Origin of the sequence: Pandoraea pneumonica (genome assembly GCF_902459645.1) — a bacterium.
Lineage (GTDB): Bacteria > Pseudomonadota > Gammaproteobacteria > Burkholderiales > Burkholderiaceae > Pandoraea > Pandoraea pneumonica.
In genome coordinates, this window is the sequence record NZ_CABPSK010000001.1 from 598,477 (window position 1) to 625,065 (window position 26,589).

A 26,589-nucleotide genomic window follows, 5' to 3' on the forward strand; every position below is an offset into this window, starting at 1 on the left:
CACTACCTGAATCCACGCCGCCGGCACGCGTAGTGCCGGCGAGAAGACTTTGAAACGAAGGAGGAAGACATGTTTCGCAAGCCCACACTCAGCGTATCGCTCACCGCCACGGCGGTACTCGCTGCGCTGACGATGACGCTGGCCGCTCACGCATCGGCACCGGAAGCCACGCCTGCTGCCGCACCGGCAGCACAGCCCGAGGCACAACCGACCGGCACCCCCGGTACGCCGAACGTCAAAGATCCGTATCTGGCGGGATGGTTGAGCCTCACGCCCGATCGTTCACCGAAGCCGCTCAAGCCGGGCGTCGACTACGGCATGGACCCGGCGACTGGCAAGTTCATCTGGCCGAAGGCCACGCCGGAAGTGCACACCGGTCAGAAATTCCCGGGCGAACTGCCGTACTGGGATAAGAAGAGCTACACCAAGAACGTGAAGGTGCTCGCCTTCTATCCGGGCGTCGATTCGCCGTTCCACGCGTGGAACAACATCGCCGACTTCAACGGTAAGCGCTATCTGTACATCCATGACCGCGATTACCTGCGCATCATGGATGTGACCGATCCGGCCAACGGCAAGGTTGTGTTTTCGAAGGGCGGCGTGTGGGGCCCGAAGGGATCGAGCGAGAAGTTCGACCCGAACAACGTGCACGACTATCTGGGCGGCGCGACCATCGTCTGGAGCAAGAAGCTCGGCAAGCCGATTCTCGTGGCGTCGTTCGAAATCGGCCGCTACGGCCTGATGACGGACAAGTCGAAGCAGCCGGATAAGGTTGCCGCACAGCGTAACTACAACGATCTGAAGGGCTTCAAGGTGTTCGAGATGGATGGCCCGCTGCCGTCCGACTGGAAGCTGATCGCTACGCGCACCACCGATTACACGCGCCCGAACGCCCCTGTGGGCGAACAGCGCGGCTCTGGTTCGCTCGACTCGCCGGAGTTCTACGGCGGCAAGTACATGATCTTGTCGGCTGCACCGGACGATAGCTACGCGCTCACCGAATACCCGAACTATCTGTACTCGCCGGGTTATCAGGTGTGGGATATGTCGGACCCGGCCAACCCGAAGTTCGTCTCGCAAATTTCGGTCCCCGGCCAGATTCTCGGCAACACCGAGCATGAACAGGCGTACCTCCAGAACGCCCGCGCAGGCAACCGCACGTCGTGGATGGGCTCGCGTATGCCGATCTTCCTGCCCAAGCCGCTGGAGCAGGGCGGCAAGGTGGGCTTCGGCGCGATGGGTGGTTTGGGCCTGTGGTCGTTCGACCTCTCCGACCCGGCACATCCGAAGGTGATGGGCAATGTGAACACGCCCCCGAGCTTTGCCGGTACCGAGTACGACAACGCGGACGTGAGCCAATACGAGCGCACCGGTTACGTGCTCACGAGCGGCTACCCGATGAACCGCGACTGCTACGAGCCGTACAAGGACATCTTCGTGGTCGACGCGCGTAACCCGGCCAAGATGAAGGTCGCAGCCAAACTGCCGGAGCCGGCGATTCCTGAAGGCGCGCCGTTCACCAGCTTCTGCCAGCGTGGCGGCAACTACGGTCCGAAGCGCTCGAACTCGATCGGGCAGCCGGGTACGTGGCGTCAGGGCATCGTGCCGTACTCGTTCTACAGCGCAGGCGTGCAGATCTTCGACGTGAAGGATCCGGCCAAGCCGACCATTGCCGGTTACTTCGTGCCGGGCCTGGCCGACGAGACCGAATTGCCGGTCTACACGCTGGGTAAGGGTGTGTTCGCGATGTACACCGAGTACGACCGCAACATCATGTGGGCCTTCACCGAGAACGGTGCCTACGCGCTGTCGAGCCCGCTGCTGGGCGAGCCGGTGATGGGGGCCCCCGCAAAGCCTTGGCCTGCACGGTAACTCTTACGTGCGATTTAGCGTGACGTGGGGCACGCACCGGCGAAGACCGGCAATGCGTGCCTCCACCGCTGACGACTTCACAGGGCCTCCAAAGTGAAGTGTTAAGGCGGGCAACCTCCGATGGTCTCCCGGTTGCCCGCTTCTTTTTTTATCCGAACGTTTTGTTGCTGTGAACGGGAACGATGGCGTTCACGGCAGCGGGTAACGGCTCGCCGGCGAGATGGGCGCGCACGTTGCCGAGCAGGACATCGATCTGGGCTTGCAACGCCGCAGGCGAGCGGCCGGACACGTGCGGTGTGAGCACCACGTTTTCGAGCATGCGCAGCGCCGACGGCACTTCGGGTTCGGTCTCGTACACGTCGAGCGCGGCACCGGCAATCACGCCGTCGCACAGCGCTTCGATCAGCGCCACGGTATCGACTACGCTGCCGCGCGCCACGTTCACGAGAAACCCCTTGGGGCCGAGCTGGACCAGCACGTCGCGATTGACCAGATGGTGCGTGGCCGGTCCGCCGGGGCAGGCCAGTACGAGAAAGTCGCTATCGCGCGCCAACTCGGCGACGTTGCCGTAGTGCTGCCATGCACAGTCCGTGCGTGCCGAGCGCGTGTGATACCCGATCGACATGCCGAAGCCCGCTGCGCGCAGCGCAATGGCCTGACCGATGTTGCCAAGGCCCACGATGCCGAGCCGTGCGCCGTTGAGCGTCGGGCGCGGCGAACGGTGCGATTCCCAGCCCCCGGCTTTGACGGCGCGGTCGAGCGTGACCAATCCGCGTGCCACGGCAAGCATCAGCGCCAGCGCGTGATCGGCCACCGTCTCGCCGTTCGTGTTGGGGGCGTGCCCGACAGAAATACCGCGCGCCGTTGCCGCGGCGACGTCGATGTTCTCGAACCCGGCGCCGAAAGCGCAAACGAGTTCGAGCTGCGGCATGGCTTGCATCTGCGCCGCCGTCAGTCCGGTCGTGCCGTTGGTGAGCACCAGACGGGCTGATGCGAGGGCTGCCAGATCGACAGGTTCGATCGATGGCCGGCGCAGGTCGAGGTCGTGCAAACGCACCCCGGCGGCAAGCAGTTGCGCACGTGCCTGTGGGGCCAGCGAGATGAGGTTGAGCATCAGGGGAGCATCGGTCATGGGTGCCTTAATCGCTACGTAGTGAAGGATTGAAAAATAAAATACAAATCATTTGCCATGTATACATATGCTATGTATTGTATGTTCATAGAGCAATAAGAAAGACAACCGATGTGTGTTATCGACATCGAATCTGAGTAAGAAGACAAGGAGATAGGCGTGACTTGGTTTGGTATTGCAACTTATGAATCGCTGGCCCCGGGCGCCGGTGCTGATCGCCGTACGGCGCTGGTGCAACATGGCCGTCTTTATGACCTGGAAGCGGTGCTGCGCCACACGGGCGCGGGCAACGACGATGGCCTGCTGGCTGCGCAGGATCTGACGGCGTTGCTCTCCGACTGGTATGTCCATGGCGAGACCGTGATGACGGCCGTGCGTCAGGCGCTCGACGCCGGGGTGGTGAGCAAAGTCGGCGCGCTGGAAACGAATCAGTACCGCCTGTGCGTGCCGTATCAGCCGGGTCGCATCTTTGCCACGGCGTCGAACTATTACGAACACGCGGCAGAAATGGGCACGAAGCTCGCGCCACGCAGCGAAAGCTCGCCGTACATGTTCATGAAAGCCGAGACGAGCGTGACCGCCACCAACACCGACGTGGTGCTGCCGCCGCATGCCGAGCGCGTCGACTGGGAGGTCGAACTGGCCGTGGTGATTGGCCGTCCGGGCCGCCACATCTCGGTGGAGCAAGCCCACGAGTGGATCGCCGGTTACACCGTGATTAACGACGTGAGCGCCCGAGATCTCAACCGCCGCACCGACTATCCGTTTACGCACGACTGGTTTCGCGGCAAGAGTTTCGATACCTTCGCTCCTCTGGGGCCGTGGTTTGTGCCGCGCGACGTCATTCGCGATCCCCAGAACCTGCGCATGACGCTGTCGGTCAACGGCGAGTCGATGCAGGACGACACGACGGCAGGGATGATCTTCAACATTGCGGAGCAGATCGCTTACCTGTCAGGCATCCTTACGCTCAAGCCCGGCGACCTGATCGCCACGGGCACGCCGACCGGCGTGGGCATGGGACGTGGCGTGTATCTCAAGGCGGGTGACGTGATGGTGGCGGGTATCGAGGGCATTGGCGCCATCGAGAACCGCGTCGTGGCACAGCGTCAATAAAAAAGGCCGCTCGAGCGGCGGCCAGGAGGAGGCAGCAATGCAGCAGTGGCAGTGGGCTAAGCGCTGGTGGACGGCGCTCGCATGTGTCGGAAGCATCGGAGCTGTGGGCGTGAGCGCCCTGTGGGCGACCCCCGTCGCCGCGCAGGAGAAAGTGAAGTTCAACCTCTCGTGGCTGCCGCAGGGCAGTACCGGCGGCGTGCTGGTCGCCATCAACAAGGGCTTTTACCGAGAAGCCGGGCTCGACGTCTCGGCCGTGGTCGGTCATGGCGGGCAACGCACCGTCAACGAAGTCGATCAGGGCTTGTTCGATTTCGGCTATGGCGACCCGATCAGCGTGATGCTCAATCGCGCGCAGGGCGGCAAGACGGTGATGGTCGGCTCGGTCAACGTGGCGTGGCCCGGCGCCATCTGTTACCTCGTCAAACCGGGGCGCACCATTGCCAAACCGGCCGACCTCAAGGGCTTGACGATGGGCGGCGGCGGGGCATCGCCGTTGCAGAACATCGTCCCGGCGTGGCTCAAGGCCAATGGCCTGCCGCCGACGTCGGTGAAGTTGCTGCGACTCGATCCGTCGACCATCAACCCGTCGTTCCTGCAAGGCCGCGTCGATCTGACCGAATGCTGGGAAGGCGCGAACCTGCCGGTGCTGCGCTCGCTCGCGGCGAAGCAGGGCCGCGAGATCGGCATGCTGCGCTACCGTGATTTCGGGCTGGATATGGTTGGCAACGGTCTCGTGACCACCGAGACGATGATCAAGCAGAAGCCCGACGTCGTGCGCCGCTTCGTGCAGGCGACGTATCGCGGCTACGCCTGGTTGCGTGAGCATCCGGAAGAGTCGGCTGCCGTCATCGCATCGCAGTACCCGATGCTCGATAAGCAGGTGATGCTCGAACAGGTCAAGCAGATCAACGGTCTTGAGGGCGACGCGGAAACCAAGGGTCACAAACCCGGCTGGCTGCCCGTGCCGCGTATGGAGGCAACCGCGAAGTTCGTGCGCGAAGCCTTCAACTTGCCCGCAACGCTCAAGGCGACGGATATCTACACCAACCAGTTCGTCGAGTGAGGCACCCCGGTAATCCTCGCGTAATCACGTAATACCCCTCGCAAGCCCCCGAATAGAAGCAAAGCAAGGAGTGGAGATGACAAGCCTCAAACCCAAGCGTCTCGGCCATCTGGTGCTGGTCGTGCGCGATATCCAGAAGTCGGTGAAGTTCTACACCGAAGTGCTGGGCCTGACCGTATCCGACTGGATCGACGATCAAATGGTGTTCCTGCGTGCCGGCACCGATCACCACGATCTGGCGCTCTCGCAAATTCCGAAGAACTCGCCCGACATCGACGATCTGCCGCGATACAGCCGTCCGGGCATGGAGCACTTCTCGTACCTCGTCGAGAGTGTGGAAGAAATGGAGAAAGCGGTCGACGTGCTGCGTGCGCACAACGTCGAGATCGTGCGCGGCATTGGCCGCCATGGCCCGGGGGCGAATTACTTCCTCGTGTTCAAAGATCCGGATGGCAACAACGTCGAACTGTATTGCGAGATGACGCAGATCGACGCCGAGCATCCGTACGAAGCCAAGGTGTGGGAGCGCAACATCGAGAGCTTCGACCGGTTCCGTTTCGAGCGTTTCGTGGTGCCGCCCCCGCCGGGGATGGTCAAGGATAAGTCGGGCGGCAAAGCATAACGCGCCGGCGATCTGGAGGAGACATCACATGAAACGCATCGCACAGACGATCGTATTTTGGGGCGTGCTGCTCGCCCTGTGGGAACTGGCCGTGTCGTACTTCAAGGTGCAGTCGTACCTGATGCCGCCGCCGTCAGCGATCTTTCGCGCCGCTTGGGAAGTGCATCCGCAGATGCTGTCCGACACGTGGGTCACGACCGTTGAAGTGCTCACGGGCTTCGTGGCCGCGGTCGCCGGTGGCTTGCTGATCGGCGTGGTCATCAGCTACAGCGCTTTTGCGCGCCGCACGCTGTACCCACTGGTCACGGCGCTGCAAAGCATGCCGAAGATCGCGCTCGCGCCGCTCATGATCGTGTGGTTCGGCTATGGCTTCGCGTCCAAGCTTGCGTCCACGTTCCTGTTCGCCTTCTTCCCGGTGGTCGTGGCCACGATGGGTGGTCTGGCGTCGGTGGCACGCAACCTCGACGAGCACTTCCGCGCGTTGGGGGCTAGCCCGTGGGACACGTTCTGGCGGCTTTATCTGCCCGCCGCGCTGCCCGCGTTTGCCGACGGGCTCAAGATCGCCATGCCGCTGGCGGTGATCGGTGCCATCGTCGGTGAGTTCATCGGCTCGGAAGAAGGGCTCGGACACCTGATCGTGTTCGCGTCGGCGGCGGCACGCACCGACGTGATGTTCGCCGCGATTTTGATGGTGACGTTGCTGGCCGTGGTGCTGTATTGGGGAATCGAGCGCCTCGCGCGCATGGTTTGGTGGCGAGGGATCAACGTATGAATACCGTGACGAAATTGCACACGGCGGCGCAGGCCGCCCATTCGGCAAGCACCGAGCGCGCGCCGTCGGCGCAGACCGGCGACGCGATGATCGAGATTCGCCACATTGATAAGACGTTCGCAGGCAAGGCGCGCAAGTCGGCCCCGGTGAAGATTCTCGACGACGTGTCGCTGTCGATTGCCGATCAGGAGTTCGTGTCGATTCTTGGCGCGAGCGGCTGCGGCAAGAGCACGCTGTTGCGCATCGTGGCGGGGCTGGTGCCGCACGACGGCGGCGAGATTCGCGTGGCCGGGCAGCGCGTGTCGCGTCCGGTGCCGGAGATCGGCGTGGTCTTCCAGACGAGCAACATGCTGCCGTGGCTGACTGTGCGGCAGAACCTGCTGCTCGGCACCAGCCTGCGCAAAATTCCGAAGGAAAAGAGCGAACCGCGCGTGGCGGCGCTGCTCGACATGCTGGGGCTGTCGCAGTTCGCCGACCATCATCCGCATGAGTTGTCGGGCGGCATGCGCCAGCGCGCGTCGATCGGCCAGATCCTCGCGCTCGAGCCGAAAGTCTTGCTGATGGACGAGCCGTTCGGTGCCCTCGATGCGCTCACGCGCGACAACCTGAACGTCGAGTTGCTGCGTATCTGGCAAGAGCATCGGCAGACGGTGTTGCTGGTCACGCACAGCATCGAAGAAGCCGTGTTCCTGTCGGATCGCGTGATCGTGATGTCGGCACGCCCGGGCAAGATCGTCGAAGAAGTGACGATCGACCTGCCGCGCCCGCGCGCACCGCAGACGATCAAGCAGCACCCGCGCTACGCCGGGTATATCGCCCAGCTTTCGCAGCTGATGGGAGTGTATTGATGTCGCCGGTAACGTCTGCTGCGACGGAATGGCAAGTGGTGCGCGAGTTGATGCGCGCCCTCGGGCCGGTGTGGGCGAACGACATTGGCGCCGGGCGTCGCGCCGTACTCGACGCGTACACGCCGCTGCTCGCGAAGTCGAGTACCGACGGCTATGACGTGGTGCGCGATCTCGCTTACGGTGCGCACCCACGGCACCGGCTCGACGTGTACCGGCCCAATCCGTTACCCGATGCTCCGATGCCTGTCGTGGTCTTCGTGCACGGCGGCGGGTTCGTGCGCGGAGACATGAACGCCAACACGCAGATCTACGGCAACGTGCCGCGCTACTTCGCGCGTCACGGTTGCATCGCGGTGAACGTGGAATATCGTCTTGCGCCGGAAGCAGCTTTCCCCGGCGGTGCGCAGGACGTGGCCGACGCGATGCGCTGGGTGCGTCAGCACATTGGCGAATATGCGGGGCAGGGCGGTGCTGACCTGTCGCGCATTCTGCTCATCGGCCATTCCGCGGGCGGCTCGCACGTGGCCAGCTACTTGTGCGACCCGCGTTTGCGTCCTGCAACGCCGGAAGTAGCGGGCACGGTACTAATCAGCGCGCGTTTGCGTGCGGATGTGCTGCCCGACAATCCGAACGCGCCCGGCGTGGTGGCTTATTACGGTGCGGACGCATCGCGTTATGAGGCGGACGCGCCCATGGCCCATGCCGACGCGCTGCCCGTGCCGGCGATGGTCGTCATCGCCGAGTTCGAGAATCCCCATCTCGATACGTACGCGCTCGAGTTTTGCCATCGCGTGTCGCAGCGCGACAAATGCGCCCCGCGTCTGGTGCAGGTGCGCGATCACAACCATACGTCGGTGGTTGCCCATATCGATACGGGGGACGACGCCCTCGGTCGCGAAATTCTGCAATTCCTGCACGAACTCAACCCATCGCCTTGATGCGGTCCGCGCCTGCCTGATCTGAACCCATTTCGGACATCAGGCAGCGCAACACCTCTTTCCCTACCTCCAAGGAACTGTCATGGTCGATCAAGCATTGACCGGGGCGTTTGCGCCCGTCGTCACGCCGTTTCACGCGGATTTGACGCCGGATGCCCCCCGTTTTCTCGCGCATTGCGAATGGTTGCTGTCTCACGGCGTCGGTCTCGCACCGTTCGGCACGAACAGCGAAGCGAACTCATTGGGCACGCAAGAGCGTATCGGCTTGCTCGATCATCTGATCGACGCCGGGCTGGACACGCGCCGCATGTTGCCGGGCACCGGCTGTTGTTCGCTGCCGGAAACCGTAACGCTCACGCGTCACGCCGTCGAACGCGGCTGCGCAGGCGTGCTGATGCTGCCGCCGTTCTTCTACAAAGGCATTACCGACGACGGGCTCTACAGCTACTACGCGCGGGTGATCGACGCGGTGGCCGATGCCCGTCTGCGGCTGTACCTGTACCACATCCCGGCACTCTCGGGCGTGCCTATCACGCTGCCAGTGATCGAACGATTGATTCGCGACTTCCCGGGCATTGTCGTCGGTATTAAAGACAGCTCCGGCGATTGGCAGAACCTGAGCGCAATGCTCGATGCGTTCCCGGGCTTTGGCATTTTCCCCGCATCGGAGTCGCTCGTGTCGCGTGCTTCCGCGAAGGGGGCGAAGGGCTGCATTTCCGCCACCGTGAACATCAACCCGGCCGTAATCGGTCAACTGTGTCGTGATTGGTCGGCTGAGAACGGCCCGGCGCTGCAAGCACAGGCCGACGCGGTGCGTAGCGTCGTGCAGTCGTTCCCGATGATTCCGGCGCTCAAGGCGGTGCTTGCCTCGCAGCGCGACGACGCAGCGTGGGCACAACTGCGCCCGCCGTTATCAAAGCTGAGCGACGCACAACACACGGCATTGCACGCGCAGTTGGCGGCGTGCGGTTTCGCGTTGCCGGGCTGACCGGCCATGCGCGGCGCGTTGCGGTATCAAAGTGGACATGGGCGTCGGCGCGCGGTGGCTCGGCGCGCCGGGGCACGTGTGCTGGGTGTCGTGCTTGGCATGAGCGCGTACGAGATGTCGCACGCGCAAGTGCAGATTTACGGCTTGCTCACGCCCATGACCGATTGGGTCAGCGTGAGCGGACGCCATGTCCCGGCGGGGACGCCGCGTCCGACGCAGGCCCCGGCGGGTGCGATCAACGTCGGGGAGGCGAGCAGCACCCGCATGCTGTCGAGCATTTCGTACTTCGGCATGCGGGGCAAAGAGGATCTCGGCGACGGGTACTCCGCCATCTGGCAGATCGAGACGCCGGTGTCCATCGACGGCAAGCAGTCGGGTGTCGCCATCGCGGGCCGCAACACGAACGTGGGGTTGGCGGGGCCATTCGGCACGGTGTTTCTGGGCAACTGGGATACCCCGTACCAATGGTCGACGCTGTCGGTCGGCTCGCCCGTGCGCAATCCGTATACGGGCGATCTGAGCACGATCTTGAGCAACCCCGGGTTCAATGTGCCGAACACGACGACGCTCTCAGGCCGCACCAACACGTCGGCCGACGCGACGTTCAACCGCCGCCAAGGCAACAGCATTCAGTACTGGACGCCAGACTGGAATGGGCTGCATCTGCGGTTCTCTTACTCGCCATCGAACGGCAAGGTGGCAACACCCGCCGGAGACATCTCGCCGCAGGTATTCGGTGCAGGCCTCGAATACCTGAACGGGCCGCTGCGTGTGCGCTACGCCTACGAGTTGCACAAGGATTACTTCGGGTTGGCTTGGCTGGGCGCCCCCGCATCGGGCAACCCGTCCAACGCCGGTTCAAAGGCCACCGGGTCGAGCGATGACGCACACAAGGTGCTCATTACGTTCACCTATGCGGGAACGAAATGGGTCGCGGGCTGGGACCGTCTGACGTACCGCACCGACGACGGCACCGTCGGCAACTTGAATCGCTATCGGCGCGACGCCGTCTACGCGATGGTGCAGCACTGGTTCGGCGGCGGGCGGCATTCGGTGTGGATTGGCGGGGGCTACGCGATGAATGGGGCGTGTTCGCGCACGGGTGGGGCAGCGTGCAGTACCGACGCGCTGGGCGCGACGCAGATGAACCTTGGCTATCGCTATGACTTCTCGAAGCGCACCGACGTGTACGTCGCTTATTACCAAGTGATCAACCGTGCATGGGGCAGCTACGGGTTCTCGCCGCGCCCGATTTCCGGCAACGGCGGAAACGCGCCGCCGGGCGTGCATTACCGAGGCGTGGGCGTCGGCATGGAACACAGTTTTTGAGTGCGGGTTTTATGCGCAAAAACGGCTGACGTCAGCTATTCCCAAACCCCATACCCACCGACGATTTGTTGATTGTACAGAGCGAAAACGGCTGACTAGACTTGCCATCACGGTAGTGGACGAATTTCATTCGCATTCCTTATCGATGATGCGATGGCCCGCCACGCAGCAACCTGACGCCGCACAGGCGTGAGTACCGAAAGACAGAAGAACAGGAGACGAAATTGAGTACAACCAAACCGGGCTTCGACAGCATTGTCGAGCGCGAGAAGGGCCTGCATCGCGGCCTGACGAGCGGCCAGTTGTCGATGATCGCCATTGGCGGCGCGATCGGCACGGGGCTGTTTCTGGGCAGCGCCTTTGCCATTGGCTTTGCTGGCCCGAGCGTGCTGCTGAGTTACGCCATCGGTGGCGCCATTGCCTTGTTGCTGATGGGCTGCTTGGCGGAGATGACGGTAAAGCACCCGACGTCGGGTTCGTTCGGCGCTTACGCAGAACACTACATCGGGCCGCTGGCGGGCTTTCTGGTGCGCTACGCGTACTGGTCGTCGATCGTGTTCGCGGTGGGCACGGAAGTCACGGCCATCGCCGTGTACATGAAGTATTGGTTCCCGGCGGTGCCAGGCTGGTATTGGATCGTCGGTTTCTCGGCGGGGCTGATCGGCATCAACGCGGCGAGCGTGAAGGTGTTTGGCGCGGTCGAGTATGCGTTCTCGATGCTCAAGATCGTGGCCATCGTGGCGTTCCTGATGCTCGGCGCGTACGTGGTGTTCCGTGCGCCGGCTGAGAGCGGCATCGGTATTGCCAACTACACGTCGCACGGCGGTTTCTTCCCGAAGGGCGCGTGGGGCATGTGGGTGGCCGTGATCGTGTCGATCTTCAGTTATCTGAGCATCGAGATGATTGCTGTGGCCGCAGGTGAGGCACAAGACCCGCAGCGCGCGATCACGCAGGCGTTTCGCGCGACCATGTTCCGTCTGGTGTTCTTCTATCTGCTGACGCTGGCGCTCACGCTGGCCATCGTGCCGTGGAGCGCGGCGGGCGAAGACGGCAGCCCATTCGTGAAGGTGATGGCGGCGACGCACATCCCGGGCGCAGCGGGCGTGATCAATCTGGTGATTCTGGTTGCGGCGCTTTCCGCCATGAACAGCCAGCTCTACATCACCACGCGCATGATGTTCAGCCTGTCGCGTGCGGGCTACGCGCCGCGCCGCTTCGGTGAAGTGAGCCGCAATGGCGTGCCGGTCGCGGCGCTGTTGCTGTCGACCATCGGCATTGCCCTTGCCGTGGCGCTCAACGTCATGGCACCGCAAGCGTCGTTCACGCTGATGATGTCGGTTTCGATGTTCGGCGCGATGTTCACGTGGTTGATGATCTTCGTGACGCACCTGTACTTCCGCCGTCGCCACGAGGCGAAATCGCTGTCGTTCCGTATGTGGGGGTATCCGTATGCGAGCCTGACGGGCGCATTGCTGATGCTCGCGACGCTCGTCACGACGTACTTCACTGACGAGTTCCGCATGACGCTGGTCTACGGCGTGCCGTTCATCGTGGCGCTGTCGGTGGTGTATTTCGTGTGGTACCGCAAGCGCGCCGTGGCCGCCACGGCGGGTGAAATGCAAGGGCAGGGGAACTGACGCGCGGCGTCGCTTTCCCCCGCTGTTTGAAGACCCGGCCAGTCTTACGAGATGTTGGCCGGGTCGATTTCCAGTGCCGTGCGGGATTGAACGGCCTGACGCGCCGCATTATCGGTGGTTGCCTTGGCGTTGTCGCTCGCCGACTTGCCGATTTCCTGCTGCATGGCCGACTGCAAGAGCGTCATGAGATTGCTGACGTGCGAGGCCGAGGCGGGCGTGGTGACGTCGCTCACAAGCTTGGCCAACTCGTAGCGCTTGACGTTCATCGACTGGCTGGCCGAGCGGCTCACTTGGGCGTTCGCAAGCAAGCCGTCGCGATAGCCGATGTTCGTGGTGCTTTGCGCCGAATCCTGCACTGTCACGTATTCGTAATTCTGCGACTTCGGATCGGTCGTGAGATTGAGCGGCACGCCGGGCCAGAGCGAGCGGTGATAACTCGCGCTCAAATCCGCCCGCGTCTGCTGCGAAATGGTGCGGTTGAGCCAGTCTTTGCCGCCGATGGCCGTCTGCTGTGAAATTCGATAATTGAACCCATCGACCTCGCTAGGGCGCATCGGATTCGGTGTGCTGTTGGCTTGCGAGATCGATGCCGAGAAGTCGGCCAGACCGCTGAGCGCCGTGCGGTCGGCACCGGAAAGCGCAATGCGCGGCATGGAAGGTGCTGGCGGGTAATGACTGTTCAGCGCTGTAAACGCCGACTTGAACATCGTCATCAACGACGCGTCGCCATTGCCGCGTGTTTGCGCGCTATCGAAGCGGGTTAGCCATGCGTCGAGCGCATCGGCCTGTGCCTGCTTGCTGCCGATGACTTGAAGATCCGACAGATCGACGCTGACGTCGAACGTGCCGGTCGGGCCGCTTGCGCTCAGCGAGCGCACCGTGGCGTCGGCATGAAACGCGAACGTTTGCGGTGCGGTGCTCTTGTTGGCACCCAGCGTGGCGTTGAGATCGACCGACGTCAGGACAGACGTATCGAAACCCGTCAATTCGCTGAAATCCACCGTGGGCGGTTGTTTCGCCAGCCCAGTGATGGCGTTCTGGAACGCATCGGCGAGTTGGCCGATGGCGTTGCGTTCCGCGTCCGTCAGCGTGCCTTTGGCGACGGAGAACGACGCTGCCAGGCCGTCGTCGCTACTCCCCAGACTGATGTTGACCTTCGCGCCACTTGCCGTGGTGATCGTCAGTGCGAACTGATTGTCAGCGTGAGTTTGCAATTGCGCTTGCTGCACGGCGAGTTCGGTGCCGGTCGCTGGGCCAGTCAAGCCTGAACGGAGCACTGTCTGGTTGTACGAGGCGCTGCCGTTCGCAATGGCCGTCAACAGACCGGAGCCCAAGTGTTCGAGACGATTACCCAACGCGGAGGTTGAGACGTTGCCCGACATCAACAACGACAGCGGATCGGACAGGGCGTGCTGCCACGTGAGCGTCCCACCGTTGAGCGTCGGTTGGCTGTAAGTGGGCCAGTTGGCGACGACAGGGGCGGGCGAGAGCGTGACGCGTGTCGACTCCGGAACGGATGCGTTGTCATTCTGAGTGGCCGTCGGCACGGCGCTCGCAGCGGCAGCGCGCGACGTTACCGCACTGTTGTTCGCGCTGGTGATCCCGCTACTCAGGACATTCAGGGTATTCAGACTCGTGAGATTGGTCAGCGACGTCATCGGGGGGATGGCGGCAGGCGCGTATTCACGCGCGTCGCAGGAATGGTGCAGTTCGTGTAAGCCCCGGTAAGGAAATGGGGCGCCTGAAAGGCTTAACGACATCTACCAGTCGTTATTTAGGGCGCGGTCGATGAAATCGACTCACTTGCGCGTGAATCGGATGCGTTCGGGGCGGATGGCGTGCTTGTCATAGGGCGGCCATGCGTGGCATTATGCAACATCGAAAGTTACGTAAACCCGATGCCGAGGGCAAAAATGGATCACAAAGCCAATCAGGAAGCGACGATTGCGATGTTCGACCAACACGCCGCGAACTACGACGACACGTGGCGCGCAATGTCGCCGCTGCGCGATGCGCTGCAACTGGTGATCGGCAATGTGTTCGCCGGGTTGCCGGCGCAAGCGCATGTGTTGAGCGTTGGCACGGGAACGGGGGCCGAGATTTTGTACTTTGCGCAGCGCAATCCGGGCTGGCGTTTTACAGCCGTCGAGCCGTCGGCACCGATGCTCGACGTGTTTCGGCGCAAAGCCGAGGCGGCGGGGATTGCCGATCGGTGCGTGTTTCACTCGGGCTATCTGGACACCTTGCCGCCGAGCGGGCCGTTCGATGGCGCGACGTCATTGCTCGTGTCGCAGTTCATTACCGACCCCGCTAGCCGTCGCGGCTTCTTCCGAGGTATTGCCGAACGGTTGCGCCCGGGGGCTTATTTGGCGAGCGCCGATCTGGCATGCGATATGGCGTCGGAGACGGGGAAAAGCTTGCTCGACGTGTGGTTCAACATGATGTCGGTCGCGCCTGAAATTCGCGATCGTTCGCGGGAGATGTATGGCCGTCAGGTGGCCGTGGTGCCGCCGGAGTCGGTGAGCGAGATCATCGCCGCGGGCGGTTTCGACGCGCCGGTGCGCTGCTTTCAAAGCGGGCTGATCCACGGTTGGTACGCGCGTCAGGCATTGGTGGCGCAAGCGGCGTGAGGGCACGATGAGAAGCGATAGCCGACTCTCGCGCATGCTGCACGTGCTGCTGCATATGGCGCGACACGATGCGCCGTTCACGTCCGAGCAATTTGCGCAGATGCTGCGCACCAACCCCGTCGTGGTCAGGCGCACCATGGCGGGACTGCGCGACGCTGGATACGTGCGCTCGGGCAAAGGCCATGGCGGCGGTTGGTCGATTGCTTGCGATCTGCAAGACATCACATTGCTGGACATTCACCGTGCCGTGGGCGGTCCACATCTTTTCGCCATCGGCGTGGAGAGCGACAACCCTGAATGTGCCGTCGAGCGCACGGTGAACGCGGCGCTCGACGGGGCGTTGCGAGAAGCGGAGGCCATTCTGATTAAGCGTCTCGGTGCGATTACGCTGGCCGATCTGGCGCAGAACTTCGACGCGATCTGCCGAGACGCGGGCTTGCCTCACGCCTGAGCGCTGGCGTGGCGCACGACTACTGCGCCGCGCTCAGTTGCGCCTTGATGGCCGCCTCGGTCTTGTCGTAATCGCCTTCGCCGAAGTGCGTGTAGACGATCTTGCCGTTCTTGTCGACGAGATAGAAGCCCGGCCAATACATGTTGTCGTAGGCCTTCCACGTGGCGTAACGATTGTCTTGTGCGACCGGGTAGGTCAGGCCGAAACGGCGAATGGCATCGCGCACATTGCCGGTGTCGCGCTCGAAGGCAAACTCCGGCGTGTGCACGCCCACGACGACCAGCCCCTGATCTTTGTACTTCTGATACCACTGCTGCACGTACGGCAACGTGTGAATGCAGTTAATGCACGAGTACGTCCAAAAATCGACGAGCACCACTTTGCCGCGCAGTTGCGACAGCGTGAGCGGCGGGCTGTTGAGCCACGTCTCGATGCCGGTGAATTCCGGGGCGACGGTGGTGCGCGCGGGGGCGGCTTGCGAAGGGGCGCTGGCGGCAAGGCCGGTGAGAGCGAGGGCGACAAAGGCACTTCTGATCAGCGTAAGCATGGCGTGAGTCTCCGTGGGTGATGGGGTCGCTGCCGCGATGGCGGGCAGTGAATCGATTCGGTTGAATCAGTGACGCCATTTCACCCCTCGGGCGTATCCGGCATGTGTGCGCCACCCCCCATTCCTGCAATGTCATGTATCGGCGTACAGGCCAGATACACAGTGATACAAACGGGTTTTCTGTTTGGGCTATAAAGCAGACATCGAGAGCGCCAGCGGCGCATCTTCCCCAATCAAATAAGGAGGCAAACGATGTCGTCCCAACCGTTACAAGGGTCCTGCCACTGCGGGGCTGTCCGTTTTGAAGTGCAGACGCCGGTGGAGCCTGCCGCGCGCTGTAATTGCAGCCTCTGCCGCCGCAAAGGGGCATTGATGTCCCCAGCCTTTCCGGCGGAAAACCTGCGCATTCTCAGCGGCGAAGACGAACTGACCTGCTACCAGTTCAACACCCGCGTCGCCCGCCACTACTTCTGTAAGCATTGCGGTATCTACACGTTCCACGCGTCGCGCACGTCGCCCGGCATGTGGCGGGTGAATATCGGCTGTCTCGAGGGGATCGATCCGTATGCCATCGACGCATCGGTGGCCGATGGGCAATCGTTGTCCGTAGTGGAGGACGCATGAGACGCCTGCTGAGCCTGATTGCCTTTCTGGCGGGTGGTTTGTGCGCGGAAATCACGCATCCGTTGCAATGCAACCTTGCTTCCGCAAGCCGGGGGATGCAGCCGGTGCCGGAGCGTGGACGTCGTCGTACGCCGCAAGATCCGAACGGTAAACCTGTTAAAGACTCGTCGCTATAATCGCCCGCATGGACAAAATCGATCATGTGTTGATCGTCGACGACGATCGCGGTATTCGAGAGCTGCTCGCCGATTATCTCGAGAAGAACGGCATGCGCGTGAGCGTCGCCGCCAATGGGCGCGAGATGCGCGCGGTACTGGCGGACGGCGCGCCCGATCTGATCGTGCTGGATTTGATGCTGCCCGGCGACGACGGTTTGGTGCTATGCCGTGAGCTGCGCGCGGGCAAGTTTCGCGCGGTGCCGGTGCTGATGCTCACAGCGCGCAGTGAGGAGACCGATCGCATCGTGGGCTTGGAAATGGGCGCCGACGATTACCTCGCCAAGCCGTTTGCCGTGCGTGAGCTGTTGGCGCGTATCAAGTCGGTGCTGCGCCGCACGCGGATGTTGCCGCCGGGGATGCAGGTAACGGAGACGGCAGAAGTGCTGGGCTTTGGCGAATGGCAACTCGACACCACGGCGCGCCATTTGCTCGATACCGACGGCACGCAGGTGGCCCTGAGCGGTGCCGAGTATCGCCTGTTGCGTGTATTGCTCGATCATCCGCAACGGGTGCTCACGCGCGATCAGTTGTTGAATCTCACGCAGGGGCGGCAGGCGGATGCGTTCGACCGATCGATCGATTTGCTGATTAGCCGTTTGCGGCAACGGTTGCGCGATGGTGCGCGTGAGCCTCGCTATATCAAAACACTACGCAACGAAGGCTATGTGTTTTGCGCGAACGTGACGGTAGTGGCGGCACCGGAATGAGCGAGTCGACGACGATTCGCCAGACGTTCTGGCATTGGCCGAGGTCGCTGTTCGCGCGTCTGGCGATCATCCTGTTTATCGGATTGGCGTTGTCGCAGGCGCTCTCGTTCTGGCTCACCATGACCGAGCGCAATCGCGTCACGTCCAGCATGATGAGCATCTACATCGAGAGCGAAGTGGCAAGCTCCGTGGCGTTGCTCGATCATTTGCCTGCGGCCGAGCGAGCGCAGTGGCTGCCGCGTTTGGCGCGCCGCAGCTATCGGTTCGAACTCGGGCAGGGCGTGCCGGGTGGTCATCCCGATTCGGCGCTGGCGATGCAGGTCGCGACGGTGATCAAGGATGCGATCGGCGTGTCGTATCCGTTGACGGTCAACAGCGTGCCCGGCGACCCTGACCGGCTGCAAGTGCATTTGCGGCTGACGGATGGGTCGCCGCTCACCATCGACGTGTTGCCGATGCCGACGCTGCCGTTGTCGGGTTGGCTTCCGGCTGTGCTGGTGTTGCAACTGTTGATGATTGCAGGTTGCTGCTGGCTGGCCGTACGTGTGGCGACGCGACCGTTGAATGCGCTGGCGAAAGCGGCGGATACGCTGGGGCCGGATCTGCGCGCCGAGCGGTTGAAGGAGACGGGGCCGTCCGAAGTGGCGAGAGCCGCGCGCGCGTTCAATGCGATGCAGGATCGTATTGGCAGTTACATGACCGAGCGGATGCAGATTCTGGCGTCGATCTCACACGATTTGCAGACGCCGATTACTCGCATGCGCTTGCGCGTCGACACGATGGATGACCAATCGTCCGCCGTGCGCTTGCAACAGGATTTGCGCGAGATGGAAACGCTGGTCAAGGAAGGCGTGACGTATGCGCGCACGTTGCATGGCGCGTCGGAAGCGCCTTGTAAGGTCGATCTCGATGCGTTGCTGGAAAGTCTCGTGTACGACTATGTGGATGCGGGGGAACCGGTAACGCTCACTGGGCAACTGGGCAAGCCGATGGTGACGCGTCCACAGGCGTTGCGCCGTATCGTTGGAAATCTGGTGGATAACGCGATCAAGTACGGCGGCGAGGCAGCGATGGAAGTCTCGACGCACGCGCGCGGTGTCGACATCGTGATCCGCGACAAGGGCCCAGGGATTCCTGACGATATGCTCGAAGCGGTGTTTGCGCCGTTTGTCCGCGTGGAGACTTCGCGCAATCGCAATACTGGCGGCACCGGATTGGGGTTGGCCATCGCCCGGCAGTTAGCACAGGCGATGGATGCAACGCTTACGTTGCGCAATCGTGAAGGGGGAGGGCTGGAGGCGCGGCTTTCGTTGCACTAAAGCACACGAAGATTAGCGCTTGCCGCGGCCACCTGCGGGTTTGGTCGCGGGCTTGCCTGAACCCGCTGTCTTGCTGGCGGGCTTGTTGCGCTGCTTTTGCGCCGCGTAGCCGAAGGGATTGCCGGGGGCGCTTGCGTTGTTGGCTACGACGGTTGTGTTATTGCCTGTGGCCCCAGCCCGCTGCGTCGCAGGTTTGCGTTTGTTGCCAGCATTCAGCGTGTTCGGTTTTTTGCTGGGCGCATGCGGGGCACTTGGCGCGCCCTGGAACACCTTCGGTTTCTTAGGCTTCTTGGGTTTCTTGATGATCTGCCCCGTCGCGCTGGTTTGCGGCACACGGTGTTCGGCTTCAAAACCCGGTTCTTCCTCGCGGGTCAGCGTCTGCCCGATCAATGCTTCAATCGCGGCCAGCTGCGGCGCTTCGTCGGCGCACACGAGCGACACCGCAACGCCACTCGCGCCTGCACGGCCGGTACGGCCAATTCGGTGCACATAGTCTTGCGCCACGATCGGCAGATCGACATTAATCACCAGCGGCAGATCATCGATATCGAGCCCGCGCGCGGCCACATCGGTGGCGACCAGCATCCCGACTTCTCCGGCTTTGAAACGCTCCAGTGCGCGCAGGCGCGCGGGCTGCGGTTTGTCGCCGTGAATGGTGTCGACTGAATACCCGGCTTCATCCAGAACGCCCGCCAAATAATCCACGCCATTGCGCGTTTTGACGAACACCAGCGCGTGCGTCCATTTGTTCTCGGCCACGAGGTGCATGAAGAGGTCGGGCTTGTTCTTCTTGTCGACGGTCACGACCCACTGCTTGATCTTGCTGGCGGTGACGTTGGGCGGGCTGACGCTGATATTGACCGGGTCGCGCAGAATCCCTTCCGCCATCGCGCGGATATCGTCGGTGAACGTGGCGGAGAAGAGCAGCGTCTGGCGCTTGGCGGGCAGGGCGGCAAACACGGCGTTGAGTTCGCGGGCGAAACCGAGATCGAGCATGCGGTCGGCTTCATCGAGCACCAGCGTTTCGACTTGATCGAATTGGACGGCGTTCTGGCGATTGAGGTCTAGCAAGCGGCCCGGCGTGGCAACGAGGACATCGACGCCTTTGCGCAGCTTCATCATTTGCGGATTGAGACTCACGCCACCGTAGGCTGCGAGAAATCGCAAGTTGAGACCTTTGCCGTATTCAACAAAGCTTTGCAGCACTTGCTCGGCAAGCTCACGCGTGGGCACTAGCACGAGCACTCGGGCGCGGTTGCTCGAGACTGCCGGGCCTTGCTGCACGAGGCGCTGCAATAGCGGCAGTGCGAAACCAGCCGTCTTGCCGGTGCCCGTCTGCGCTGCGGCCATCACGTCTTTGCCACTCAGCACAACAGGAATCGCCTTGGCCTGCACCGGCGTAGGTGTCTGGTACTTGAGGTCCTGCAAGTTGCGCAGTAACGGCTCGATCAGGCCAAGCGAGGCAAAAGACATGGGGCGTGTTCCGGCGAAAAACCGTCATTTTAACGGCGACTCGCGAGTTCTCAGCGGGAACTTGGTTTGGTATGCCCGGAAGGGCAATCGGGTTGCCCAAACTACCAATCGTCACGGCCCTGTTTTTCCGAGAGACTGACTGCCGGTTTTCAATCCATTTAAGGCAGTGGCGGCCGAGCAGTCCGCCAGATCGTCATACCGGAGCGCACCATGCCAATGATGAAGCGCCAGCATCGTCGCCTAACGGGACTGGCTGGCATTGCGGCGCTGGCCTTGTCGCTCACGCCCTCGATTGGGCATGCGCAAAGCGACCAGGATCTTGCAAAGCAGTTGAGCAATCCTGTCGCGGCGTTGATTAGCGTCCCATTCCAATTCAATTACGACGACAACATCGGCCCGGGGCGAGACGGTCACAAGTTTCTGCTCAATTTCCAGCCGGTCATTCCGTTCCATCTGAACGAGGATTGGAACGTCATTTCACGGACCATCGTTCCGATCACATCGCAAACCAACATCTCTCCCGGTTCGGGAACGCAAACGGGGCTGGGCGATGTGGTCCAGAGCCTGTTCTTTTCGCCGCAAAAGCCGACGGCGAGCGGCCTGATCTGGGGTGTCGGCCCGGCGTTTTTGGTGCCCACTGGCACGTCTGCGCTCTTGTCGAGCCGGAAATGGGGCGCGGGGCCCACCGGCGTGTTGCTCATGCAGTCGCATGGCTGGACATACGGGTTGCTCGCCAATCACATCTGGTCCTTCGCAGGCGAAGGCGATCGCGCATCGGTCAGCTCCACGTTCTTGCAGCCGTTCCTCAATTACACGACGAAGGACGCATGGACGTTTGGCCTCGACACCGAATCGACTTATGACTGGCCGCGCAGGCAGTGGACGACGCCACTCAACTTCACCGTGACCAAATTAATCAAGGTCGGTGGACAACCGATCAGCGTAGGCGGTGGGGTGCGCTACTACGCCGCCAGCCCGGATTCCGGGCCGCACGGCTGGGGTGCGCGGGTGATTGTGACGTTCCTTTTCCCGAAATAAGCGGCGCGGGCTATGGCGTGCAGGAGCGGCAGCTTATTGACGCTCCATGAGGCAGACGGCGCAGCCGCCGTCCTTGTTGCACCAGTGATCGGTGAGCGTTTTGCCATCGGCCGATAGCGTCATCTGATGCGAACTACCCACACTGCTTTGCAGCTTTGCTCCTTCGGCTACCGAGGCACCGGAAAGTTGGGCTGTGTAGCTGTAGGCAGCACTGTGTTCGTCGAGCGTTCCCACCACCTGTCCGGCCCGGAGCGAAAGCGATATCGTCACATCTCGAGCCGGGCCGCCGCTGCCCCACCACCCCGGCGCACCCGGACAAGCGGCAGCGTGCCATTGCCCGTCCAAGCCATTGGTTCGCGCGGGTACCGGCTGGGCTGCGGGGGCGCTACGGGGAGTCGTCGAGGCGCAAACGTGGCAACTGATCGACGAGACGTTTTCCCGTGAAATCGGCTTTTGTCCAAAGACGCGGTCTTCACCTGTGTTTCCTTGATTCAGGATGGTGAAGTAGGGCGTTCCATCGACAAAATAATCGACCTTGGAACAAGTTGGCGCAGTCGATGTAATCAAGAGGTCCGCGCCATAACTTCCCTTTTTCGCGTCAGTCGGTACGACCCGGACGGACGCGGCACATGCGCCGACAATTTGCTGGCAGTCGCAATTGCTGCTTTGTGCCATTGCCGGACCGGCAAGCAGCAGCACCAAACACACGAATGTTGCTCGCATCGACACCCCCCAGGTTTCGTGCACGCAATAGAACTGCCTAAGCGACTACCGAGCATTCCCGTGATGTAACGAGAATGCGCCTGTCACGGCAGGAAGAATCAATCCTTTATCGCATTGGGTGCCGACAGCACTTGAGCGCAAATCGAGTTCCAAACGACTGCGTCGAGCGGCATGACGGTCGACCACTCGATGCTTCCCACCAAGGCAGGATGTGGGGCAAATCCATAGAATTGCCCGACACCCCGGGTGACCCCTTTTTCCTTCAGCAGGGCGATTCCCACAGTGAGCAGATTTTGCTCTTGCCATTGTTGGGAATTCATCAGACCCGCAAATTCGCTAAAGCTATTCGCTACGCGATGGAGGCCGCCTTCGAGGACATCGATCTTCTCGACTTCCCCAGATCGTCTCTCCAGGAATAGGTTGCCAAATACAGATGCGCCTATCGGCCGAACCTGACCGGTGACAAGTCCGGGCCACTGTTCCAACAAGGTGGCGAAATCCAAGAGTGCGGCATCGATAAAAATATCAGCCCAAGTCAGTGAGTTCATTGGCGTTGGAATAGCGTTGAAATAGTGATTTTTGCTATGTGAATACTTCTGATTCGACCTAAACCGCGACTGATTGCGCCAAATTCTAGCAGGCCCCGTTGCGCAATACTCTTTACTGGCAATGAATTTGTATCGCCACGTATCTCCAACCTCATCTGCTACGCACGCATACACCCGCCCCCACCTCAGACAAACCCCAGATACCTCCGGACGGTGTAATGGCTTCAACGGCGGATCGATGCAGACGCATCGGAAATCAACCCAATATCCGCGCGTTGTGAATCCTGAAACCTTTTGGAGAATCACCATGAAAGCATTGATGATTGCAGTTTCGCTCGCCGCGCTTGGCACCGCTGGTGCAGCTTATGCCGCTGGCACTGACGCAGTTTTGACGAGCGCGGGCAATGCCGTTCACGCTTCGCACTGGACGCCGGAAAGTGGCCCGGCGCTTAGCGCCTCGCAGGTACATAACCAACTCGTGACGGCCGAAACGTCGGGGCAGATCGACCATCTGAACATGACGTTGTACAAAGGCGCGTGAGCGGTCGCAAGGAAGGCAGGTGGTTGCGGCAAACGCGGCAATCACCCGCAACCACCAAGAACGCGAAAGGGCGGGGCGACATGAAAACAATGTCGTCCCGCCCTTTTTTCGCAATCGCGCCGTAAAGAAATTGTCCGGTGCCGCCAATCCCTTTGCGCACACCAGACAACCCTACATCGCCCCTACATCAGGCCAGCGTAATCGTCACGTCAATATTGCCGCGGGTGGCCTTCGAGTACGGGCAGGTGTTATGTGCGGCGTCGATCAACGCCTGCGCCGTATCACGCGGCACGCCCGGCAGATTCACCAACAAGCGAGCTTGCAATGCATACCCGTCACCGATGCGCCCGAGATCAACCTCAGCGTCGACCGACAGATCCTCCGGCAACGTCACCTTCGCGGCCTGCGCAGCCAGCCCAATCGCACCAATGAAGCACGCCGACCAACCCGCTGCGAACAACTGCTCCGGATTGGTACCCGCGCCCTTAGTGCCGGGGGAGGAAAGCGCAATGTCGAGTCGACCATCGTCGCTGCGTGCCGAGCCGTCGCGGCCACCGGAAGTCGTGTGAGTCCGGCCGGTATAAAGAACTTTATCGAGTTGGGTCATGCGTTGCCTCTGCTGGGTAATGCGCCGTGTGCCGACGCGGGAAACGATGTCGATGCCGGAGCGTCCGGCGTGTGCAACATCGACTTCCCGCATTGAACTAAGCGGCTGTATCGCAGATGTGTCGGCTTAGCGCTCGCAGGCAACGCTTTGTGTCCGCGCCAGCGTTAGATACATAGCGATACAAACCCAACCCTGAACCCAATCGCACTCACAACAAATTAGTCACCTGCGGATGCGATTTCACCGGCGAAAACTCGATCACCCGGTAATCGGCCAATCCATGAATATGGAACGGATCAAGCGCAATGCGCGCGTCCAATTCCGCACGAGAGACTTTCCCGGACACAACAATCACACCCCCATCCCGTGGGTTTTTGGGGCCCGATGCAATAAACAGACCGCGCTCATATTGCGTCGCAAGAAAAGCGCGATGTGCCTCAAGTTGGGCGTCGATCGCGCTCATGGGTTGCAGATAAGTCAGTTCGACGATGTACATCCTTTAAATCCTGTCAAAGATTGGGGGACACGACGAGGGGGATTGATTCGTACGCCTGACGAGTGTCCCGAAAACCAGTATCACGGCGAACGAATGATCATCATAGACCGTCATTTGCTTGCCAAGATTTTTACTTTCCCCTACGCTCCCTCCGCCGTCATTGGTTTCATACGGCGCAACCGCGTTCGCGCGACCCGCTCCCGATTTGCCCATACCGGACCCCCTTAAAGGCTCCGTTGCGTCGCTTCGCGTCCGGCATTTCGCGCGACCATCGTTATATAAGTCGCTATATAGCGACGAACAACAAGACGAAGAAGGGGACATAGCAGTGCGTTTTACGATGAAGAAGTTGTCCAAGCGTAAGCTCCCGCTGGTAGTCGCGGCAGCGATGTCGTCCACCGTCGGCTATGCCGCAGAAGAGCCGGTCTTCGAGCTAGGCCGCGTGGATGTGACCGCCAAGGCCGACCGCATCCCGGTCGGCACCCAAACGCTCGATGCCGAGCAGATCGAGCAGGCCAACCGCGTGACGGTCGGCGCCGCCCTGGACATGCTCCCGGGCGTGAACATCTCCAAAGTCGGCCCGCGTAACGAAGAAATGGTCTACGTGCGCGGCTTCGACATGCGACAAGTGCCGCTGCTCATCGACGGCATCCCTGTCTACGTGTCGTACGACGGCTACGTCGACCTCGCGCGATTCACCACGTTCGACATCGGCACCATCGAAGTCCAGAAGGGCTACAGCTCCGTGCTGGCAGGCCCGAACACACTGGGCGGTGTGATCAATCTGGTGAGCCGCCGCCCGCAGAGCAAGTTCGAAGGCAACATCGGCGGTGGCCTCGTGTTCGACCGCCAGTTCGCCAACAACGGCTATCAGGGCAACTTCAACATCGGCAGCAATCAAGGCCTGTGGTACTTCCAGATCAGCGGCTCGTATCTGGAACGCGATTTCTACACGTTGTCCGACGCCTTCAAGGGCACCTCCGCTCAAGCCCCGGGGCGGCGCAACAACTCGGACAATCGTGACAAGAAGATCAACGTCAAGATCGGTTTCACGCCGAACGCGACCGACGAATACTCGCTGAACTACATCAATCAGGTCGGCGATAAGGGCAACCCGCCGTACGCCGGCACCGACCCGACGCAAAACATCCGCTACTGGCGCTGGCCGTACTGGGACAAGGAAAGCCTGTACTACATCTCGCGCACGCAACTGGGCAGCGACAGCTATTTGAAAGTGCGTGCCTATTACGACCGTTACAAAAACGGTCTGAGCATGTACGACGACGCCACTTACTCGACGCAACTCAAGAAGTCCTCGTCCAACTCGTCTTACGACGATCACACGTGGGGTGCAAGCGCCGAAGTGGGCACGAAGCTCTTCACGGCCAACACGCTGAAGTTTGCGGCGCACATCAAGAACGACTATCACCACGAAATCAATCCGGGCAAACCGGATCAGCATTTCGAAGACGCCACGCTGTCGTTCGGTCTGGAAGACACGCACGAGTTCACCGACAAATTCTCGGTGCAAGGTGGCGTGAGCTACGACAAGCGCATCACGCGCCGTGCTGAAGACGTGAACGCCGCAAACCAGATTGTCGGCTTCCCGAAGGACAACGTCGACGCATGGAATCCGCAACTCGGCATGGTCTATAAAACCTCGCCGAGCGGCAAGTTGCATCTGGGTGTGGCTGAGAAGAGCCGCTTCCCCACGATCAAAGATCGCTACTCGTACCGCATGGGCACGGCGATTCCGAATGCGGGTCTGCGCCCGGAACACGCCACCAACGTGGAAATCGGCTACAGCGAGCGTATTGCCCCGGGCACCATGGGCACGTTGAACCTGTTTTACAGCGACATCCGCGACTTGATTCAGGCCGCATCGATCCCGGCCAGCGCTTGCAGCAGCCCGCCTTGCACGCAGATGCAAAACGTTGGGCACGTGGTGGCGCAGGGCATCGAGGCATCGGTCAATACCCAGATCGGCGACGACATCGAAATCGGCGGCAACTACACGTACATCAATCGTCAGAACCGCAGCGATCCGTCGATCGTGCTCACGGACGTGCCGCGCCACAAGCTGTTCCTGTACGGGAAGTGGAACATCACGTCGAAGGTCGCCGTGAGCGGCGACACGGAATTCACCTCGTCGCGCTTTAGCTCCAGCGACGGGCGACGCGTGGCAGCCGGATTCGGTATCGCCAACGCGAAGCTCGCGTGGAAGGTGGTGCACAACGTGACGGCCGAATTTGGCGTGCGCAATATCTTCGATCGCAACTACGCCTATACCGAGGGGTACCCGGAACCGGGCCGTAACTACTACGTGAATCTGAATTACGCATTCTGAATC

Annotated in this window: 27 protein-coding genes; 19 read left to right on the plus strand and 8 right to left on the minus strand. The window is 61.5% G+C overall.

Going from position 1 to position 26,589, the window contains the following annotated elements:
- The first annotated feature begins 69 nt into the window (after positions 1-69).
- Entirely contained in the window at positions 70-1,872 is a 1,803-nt protein-coding gene (locus PPN31114_RS02690; RefSeq protein ID WP_150677944.1) for an LVIVD repeat-containing protein, read from the plus strand.
- Positions 1,873-2,020: 148 nt separating this feature from the next.
- On the opposite strand, the gene PPN31114_RS02695 is transcribed toward PPN31114_RS02690, so the two are convergent.
- Positions 2,021-3,004 (minus strand): 2-hydroxyacid dehydrogenase, encoded by a 984-nt coding sequence (locus PPN31114_RS02695; protein WP_174987607.1) that lies wholly within the window; start codon positions 3,002-3,004, stop codon positions 2,021-2,023.
- Between the two features lie 159 nt (positions 3,005-3,163).
- Between PPN31114_RS02695 and PPN31114_RS02700 the strand changes: the two genes are divergently transcribed.
- The 9 genes from PPN31114_RS02700 (at position 3,164) to PPN31114_RS02740 (ending at position 12,317) form a co-directional block, all read left to right on the plus strand.
- Positions 3,164-4,120, plus strand: a complete 957-nt coding sequence (locus tag PPN31114_RS02700) for a fumarylacetoacetate hydrolase family protein (RefSeq protein ID WP_150677946.1) — start codon at positions 3,164-3,166, stop codon at positions 4,118-4,120.
- 37 nt (positions 4,121-4,157) lie between these two features.
- Entirely contained in the window at positions 4,158-5,183 is a 1,026-nt protein-coding gene (locus PPN31114_RS02705) for an ABC transporter substrate-binding protein (RefSeq protein WP_150677947.1), read from the plus strand.
- A 76-nt stretch (positions 5,184-5,259) separates the two neighbouring features.
- A complete protein-coding gene (locus tag PPN31114_RS02710; RefSeq protein WP_150677948.1) occupies positions 5,260-5,805 on the plus strand; it encodes a VOC family protein in 546 nt (181 codons plus the stop codon).
- 28 nt (positions 5,806-5,833) lie between these two features.
- Positions 5,834-6,577, plus strand: a complete 744-nt coding sequence (locus PPN31114_RS02715) for an ABC transporter permease (RefSeq protein ID WP_150677949.1) — start codon at positions 5,834-5,836, stop codon at positions 6,575-6,577.
- Between the two features lie 86 nt (positions 6,578-6,663).
- Complete coding sequence (locus PPN31114_RS02720) at positions 6,664-7,425, plus strand: ABC transporter ATP-binding protein (protein WP_217426930.1); 762 nt, start codon at positions 6,664-6,666, stop codon at positions 7,423-7,425.
- Entirely contained in the window at positions 7,425-8,363 is a 939-nt protein-coding gene (locus PPN31114_RS02725) for an alpha/beta hydrolase (RefSeq protein ID WP_150677951.1), read from the plus strand. The genes PPN31114_RS02720 and PPN31114_RS02725 overlap by 1 nt, the downstream gene beginning before the upstream one ends.
- A gap of 82 nt (positions 8,364-8,445) precedes the next feature.
- Entirely contained in the window at positions 8,446-9,351 is a 906-nt protein-coding gene (locus tag PPN31114_RS02730; RefSeq protein WP_150677952.1) for a dihydrodipicolinate synthase family protein, read from the plus strand.
- A 99-nt stretch (positions 9,352-9,450) separates the two neighbouring features.
- Positions 9,451-10,680 (plus strand): porin, encoded by a 1,230-nt coding sequence (locus PPN31114_RS02735; protein ID WP_174987610.1) that lies wholly within the window; start codon positions 9,451-9,453, stop codon positions 10,678-10,680.
- Positions 10,681-10,904: 224 nt separating this feature from the next.
- Positions 10,905-12,317: an amino acid permease gene (locus PPN31114_RS02740; protein WP_150677954.1), complete on the plus strand. Its 1,413-nt coding sequence runs from the start codon at positions 10,905-10,907 to the stop codon at positions 12,315-12,317.
- A gap of 44 nt (positions 12,318-12,361) precedes the next feature.
- Here PPN31114_RS02740 and PPN31114_RS02745 read toward each other — a convergent pair whose 3' ends face one another.
- A complete protein-coding gene (locus PPN31114_RS02745) occupies positions 12,362-13,975 on the minus strand; it encodes a hypothetical protein (RefSeq protein WP_150677955.1) in 1,614 nt (537 codons plus the stop codon).
- 255 nt (positions 13,976-14,230) lie between these two features.
- Between PPN31114_RS02745 and PPN31114_RS02750 the strand changes: the two genes are divergently transcribed.
- Together PPN31114_RS02750 and PPN31114_RS02755 are read left to right on the plus strand one after the other, a co-directional pair.
- Positions 14,231-14,947: a class I SAM-dependent methyltransferase gene (locus PPN31114_RS02750; protein ID WP_150677956.1), complete on the plus strand. Its 717-nt coding sequence runs from the start codon at positions 14,231-14,233 to the stop codon at positions 14,945-14,947.
- Between the two features lie 7 nt (positions 14,948-14,954).
- Positions 14,955-15,398 carry an Rrf2 family transcriptional regulator gene (locus PPN31114_RS02755; RefSeq protein ID WP_150677957.1) on the plus strand — a complete coding sequence of 148 codons (444 nt, stop codon included), beginning with the start codon at positions 14,955-14,957 and terminating at the stop codon, positions 15,396-15,398.
- 19 nt (positions 15,399-15,417) lie between these two features.
- Here PPN31114_RS02755 and PPN31114_RS02760 read toward each other — a convergent pair whose 3' ends face one another.
- On the minus strand, positions 15,418-15,945 hold the full coding sequence (locus PPN31114_RS02760) for a thioredoxin family protein (RefSeq protein ID WP_150677958.1): 528 nt from the start codon (positions 15,943-15,945) through the stop codon (positions 15,418-15,420).
- Between the two features lie 252 nt (positions 15,946-16,197).
- On the opposite strand from PPN31114_RS02760, the gene PPN31114_RS02765 reads away from it, so the two are divergent.
- The 4 genes from PPN31114_RS02765 to PPN31114_RS02780 are packed head-to-tail and all read left to right on the plus strand — an operon-like array spanning position 16,198 to position 18,813.
- Positions 16,198-16,569, plus strand: coding sequence for a GFA family protein (locus tag PPN31114_RS02765; protein ID WP_150677959.1), 372 nt, complete (start codon positions 16,198-16,200; stop codon positions 16,567-16,569).
- Positions 16,566-16,745, plus strand: a complete 180-nt coding sequence (locus tag PPN31114_RS02770; protein WP_150677960.1) for a hypothetical protein — start codon at positions 16,566-16,568, stop codon at positions 16,743-16,745. Before PPN31114_RS02765 ends, PPN31114_RS02770 begins: the two co-directional genes overlap by 4 nt.
- 8 nt (positions 16,746-16,753) lie before the next feature.
- On the plus strand, positions 16,754-17,494 hold the full coding sequence (locus PPN31114_RS02775; RefSeq protein WP_150677961.1) for a response regulator: 741 nt from the start codon (positions 16,754-16,756) through the stop codon (positions 17,492-17,494).
- A complete protein-coding gene (locus tag PPN31114_RS02780) occupies positions 17,491-18,813 on the plus strand; it encodes an ATP-binding protein (RefSeq protein ID WP_150677962.1) in 1,323 nt (440 codons plus the stop codon). Before PPN31114_RS02775 ends, PPN31114_RS02780 begins: the two co-directional genes overlap by 4 nt.
- 12 nt (positions 18,814-18,825) lie before the next feature.
- Here PPN31114_RS02780 and PPN31114_RS02785 read toward each other — a convergent pair whose 3' ends face one another.
- Positions 18,826-20,286: a DEAD/DEAH box helicase gene (locus PPN31114_RS02785; RefSeq protein ID WP_150677963.1), complete on the minus strand. Its 1,461-nt coding sequence runs from the start codon at positions 20,284-20,286 to the stop codon at positions 18,826-18,828.
- A gap of 210 nt (positions 20,287-20,496) precedes the next feature.
- On the opposite strand from PPN31114_RS02785, the gene PPN31114_RS02790 reads away from it, so the two are divergent.
- Positions 20,497-21,324 carry a transporter gene (locus PPN31114_RS02790; protein ID WP_246182372.1) on the plus strand — a complete coding sequence of 276 codons (828 nt, stop codon included), beginning with the start codon at positions 20,497-20,499 and terminating at the stop codon, positions 21,322-21,324.
- Between the two features lie 33 nt (positions 21,325-21,357).
- Here the strand turns inward: PPN31114_RS02790 and PPN31114_RS02795 are convergent, their stop codons facing one another.
- Positions 21,358-22,071, minus strand: a complete 714-nt coding sequence (locus PPN31114_RS02795; RefSeq protein ID WP_150677964.1) for a hypothetical protein — start codon at positions 22,069-22,071, stop codon at positions 21,358-21,360.
- Between the two features lie 74 nt (positions 22,072-22,145).
- Positions 22,146-22,595 (minus strand): hypothetical protein, encoded by a 450-nt coding sequence (locus tag PPN31114_RS02800; protein WP_150677965.1) that lies wholly within the window; start codon positions 22,593-22,595, stop codon positions 22,146-22,148.
- A 307-nt stretch (positions 22,596-22,902) separates the two neighbouring features.
- Between PPN31114_RS02800 and PPN31114_RS02805 the strand changes: the two genes are divergently transcribed.
- A complete protein-coding gene (locus tag PPN31114_RS02805; protein WP_150677966.1) occupies positions 22,903-23,136 on the plus strand; it encodes a hypothetical protein in 234 nt (77 codons plus the stop codon).
- A gap of 187 nt (positions 23,137-23,323) precedes the next feature.
- Here PPN31114_RS02805 and PPN31114_RS02810 read toward each other — a convergent pair whose 3' ends face one another.
- Both PPN31114_RS02810 and PPN31114_RS02815 read right to left on the minus strand, forming a co-directional pair.
- The gene (locus PPN31114_RS02810; RefSeq protein WP_150677967.1) at positions 23,324-23,743 is read right to left on the minus strand and encodes an organic hydroperoxide resistance protein; all 420 of its coding nucleotides are present in this window, start codon (positions 23,741-23,743) and stop codon (positions 23,324-23,326) included.
- Between the two features lie 208 nt (positions 23,744-23,951).
- Positions 23,952-24,239 carry a YciI family protein gene (locus PPN31114_RS02815; protein WP_150677968.1) on the minus strand — a complete coding sequence of 96 codons (288 nt, stop codon included), beginning with the start codon at positions 24,237-24,239 and terminating at the stop codon, positions 23,952-23,954.
- Between the two features lie 340 nt (positions 24,240-24,579).
- On the opposite strand from PPN31114_RS02815, the gene PPN31114_RS02820 reads away from it, so the two are divergent.
- The gene (locus PPN31114_RS02820) at positions 24,580-26,586 is read left to right on the plus strand and encodes a TonB-dependent receptor plug domain-containing protein (protein ID WP_150677969.1); all 2,007 of its coding nucleotides are present in this window, start codon (positions 24,580-24,582) and stop codon (positions 26,584-26,586) included.
- Positions 26,587-26,589: the final 3 nt, after the last annotated feature.

Coding starts and splice junctions, on each gene's coding strand:
- PPN31114_RS02800 (WP_150677965.1), bottom strand. CDS start 22,595: ATGAACTCACTGACTTGGGCTGATATTTTTATCGATGCCGCACTCTTG.
- PPN31114_RS02805 (WP_150677966.1), top strand. CDS start 22,903: ATGAAAGCATTGATGATTGCAGTTTCGCTCGCCGCGCTTGGCACCGCT.
- PPN31114_RS02785 (WP_150677963.1), bottom strand. CDS start 20,286: ATGTCTTTTGCCTCGCTTGGCCTGATCGAGCCGTTACTGCGCAACTTG.
- PPN31114_RS02755 (WP_150677957.1), top strand. CDS start 14,955: ATGAGAAGCGATAGCCGACTCTCGCGCATGCTGCACGTGCTGCTGCAT.
- PPN31114_RS02780 (WP_150677962.1), top strand. CDS start 17,491: ATGAGCGAGTCGACGACGATTCGCCAGACGTTCTGGCATTGGCCGAGG.
- PPN31114_RS02735 (WP_174987610.1), top strand. CDS start 9,451: ATGAGCGCGTACGAGATGTCGCACGCGCAAGTGCAGATTTACGGCTTG.
- PPN31114_RS02710 (WP_150677948.1), top strand. CDS start 5,260: ATGACAAGCCTCAAACCCAAGCGTCTCGGCCATCTGGTGCTGGTCGTG.
- PPN31114_RS02715 (WP_150677949.1), top strand. CDS start 5,834: ATGAAACGCATCGCACAGACGATCGTATTTTGGGGCGTGCTGCTCGCC.
- PPN31114_RS02720 (WP_217426930.1), top strand. CDS start 6,664: ATGATCGAGATTCGCCACATTGATAAGACGTTCGCAGGCAAGGCGCGC.
- PPN31114_RS02730 (WP_150677952.1), top strand. CDS start 8,446: ATGGTCGATCAAGCATTGACCGGGGCGTTTGCGCCCGTCGTCACGCCG.
- PPN31114_RS02790 (WP_246182372.1), top strand. CDS start 20,497: ATGCCAATGATGAAGCGCCAGCATCGTCGCCTAACGGGACTGGCTGGC.
- PPN31114_RS02705 (WP_150677947.1), top strand. CDS start 4,158: ATGCAGCAGTGGCAGTGGGCTAAGCGCTGGTGGACGGCGCTCGCATGT.
- PPN31114_RS02775 (WP_150677961.1), top strand. CDS start 16,754: ATGGACAAAATCGATCATGTGTTGATCGTCGACGACGATCGCGGTATT.
- PPN31114_RS02820 (WP_150677969.1), top strand. CDS start 24,580: ATGAAGAAGTTGTCCAAGCGTAAGCTCCCGCTGGTAGTCGCGGCAGCG.
- PPN31114_RS02760 (WP_150677958.1), bottom strand. CDS start 15,945: ATGCTTACGCTGATCAGAAGTGCCTTTGTCGCCCTCGCTCTCACCGGC.
- PPN31114_RS02810 (WP_150677967.1), bottom strand. CDS start 23,743: ATGACCCAACTCGATAAAGTTCTTTATACCGGCCGGACTCACACGACT.
- PPN31114_RS02745 (WP_150677955.1), bottom strand. CDS start 13,975: ATGACGTCGCTGACCAATCTCACGAGTCTGAATACCCTGAATGTCCTG.
- PPN31114_RS02725 (WP_150677951.1), top strand. CDS start 7,425: ATGTCGCCGGTAACGTCTGCTGCGACGGAATGGCAAGTGGTGCGCGAG.
- PPN31114_RS02815 (WP_150677968.1), bottom strand. CDS start 24,239: ATGTACATCGTCGAACTGACTTATCTGCAACCCATGAGCGCGATCGAC.
- PPN31114_RS02770 (WP_150677960.1), top strand. CDS start 16,566: ATGAGACGCCTGCTGAGCCTGATTGCCTTTCTGGCGGGTGGTTTGTGC.
- PPN31114_RS02750 (WP_150677956.1), top strand. CDS start 14,231: ATGGATCACAAAGCCAATCAGGAAGCGACGATTGCGATGTTCGACCAA.
- PPN31114_RS02765 (WP_150677959.1), top strand. CDS start 16,198: ATGTCGTCCCAACCGTTACAAGGGTCCTGCCACTGCGGGGCTGTCCGT.
- PPN31114_RS02690 (WP_150677944.1), top strand. CDS start 70: ATGTTTCGCAAGCCCACACTCAGCGTATCGCTCACCGCCACGGCGGTA.
- PPN31114_RS02695 (WP_174987607.1), bottom strand. CDS start 3,004: ATGACCGATGCTCCCCTGATGCTCAACCTCATCTCGCTGGCCCCACAG.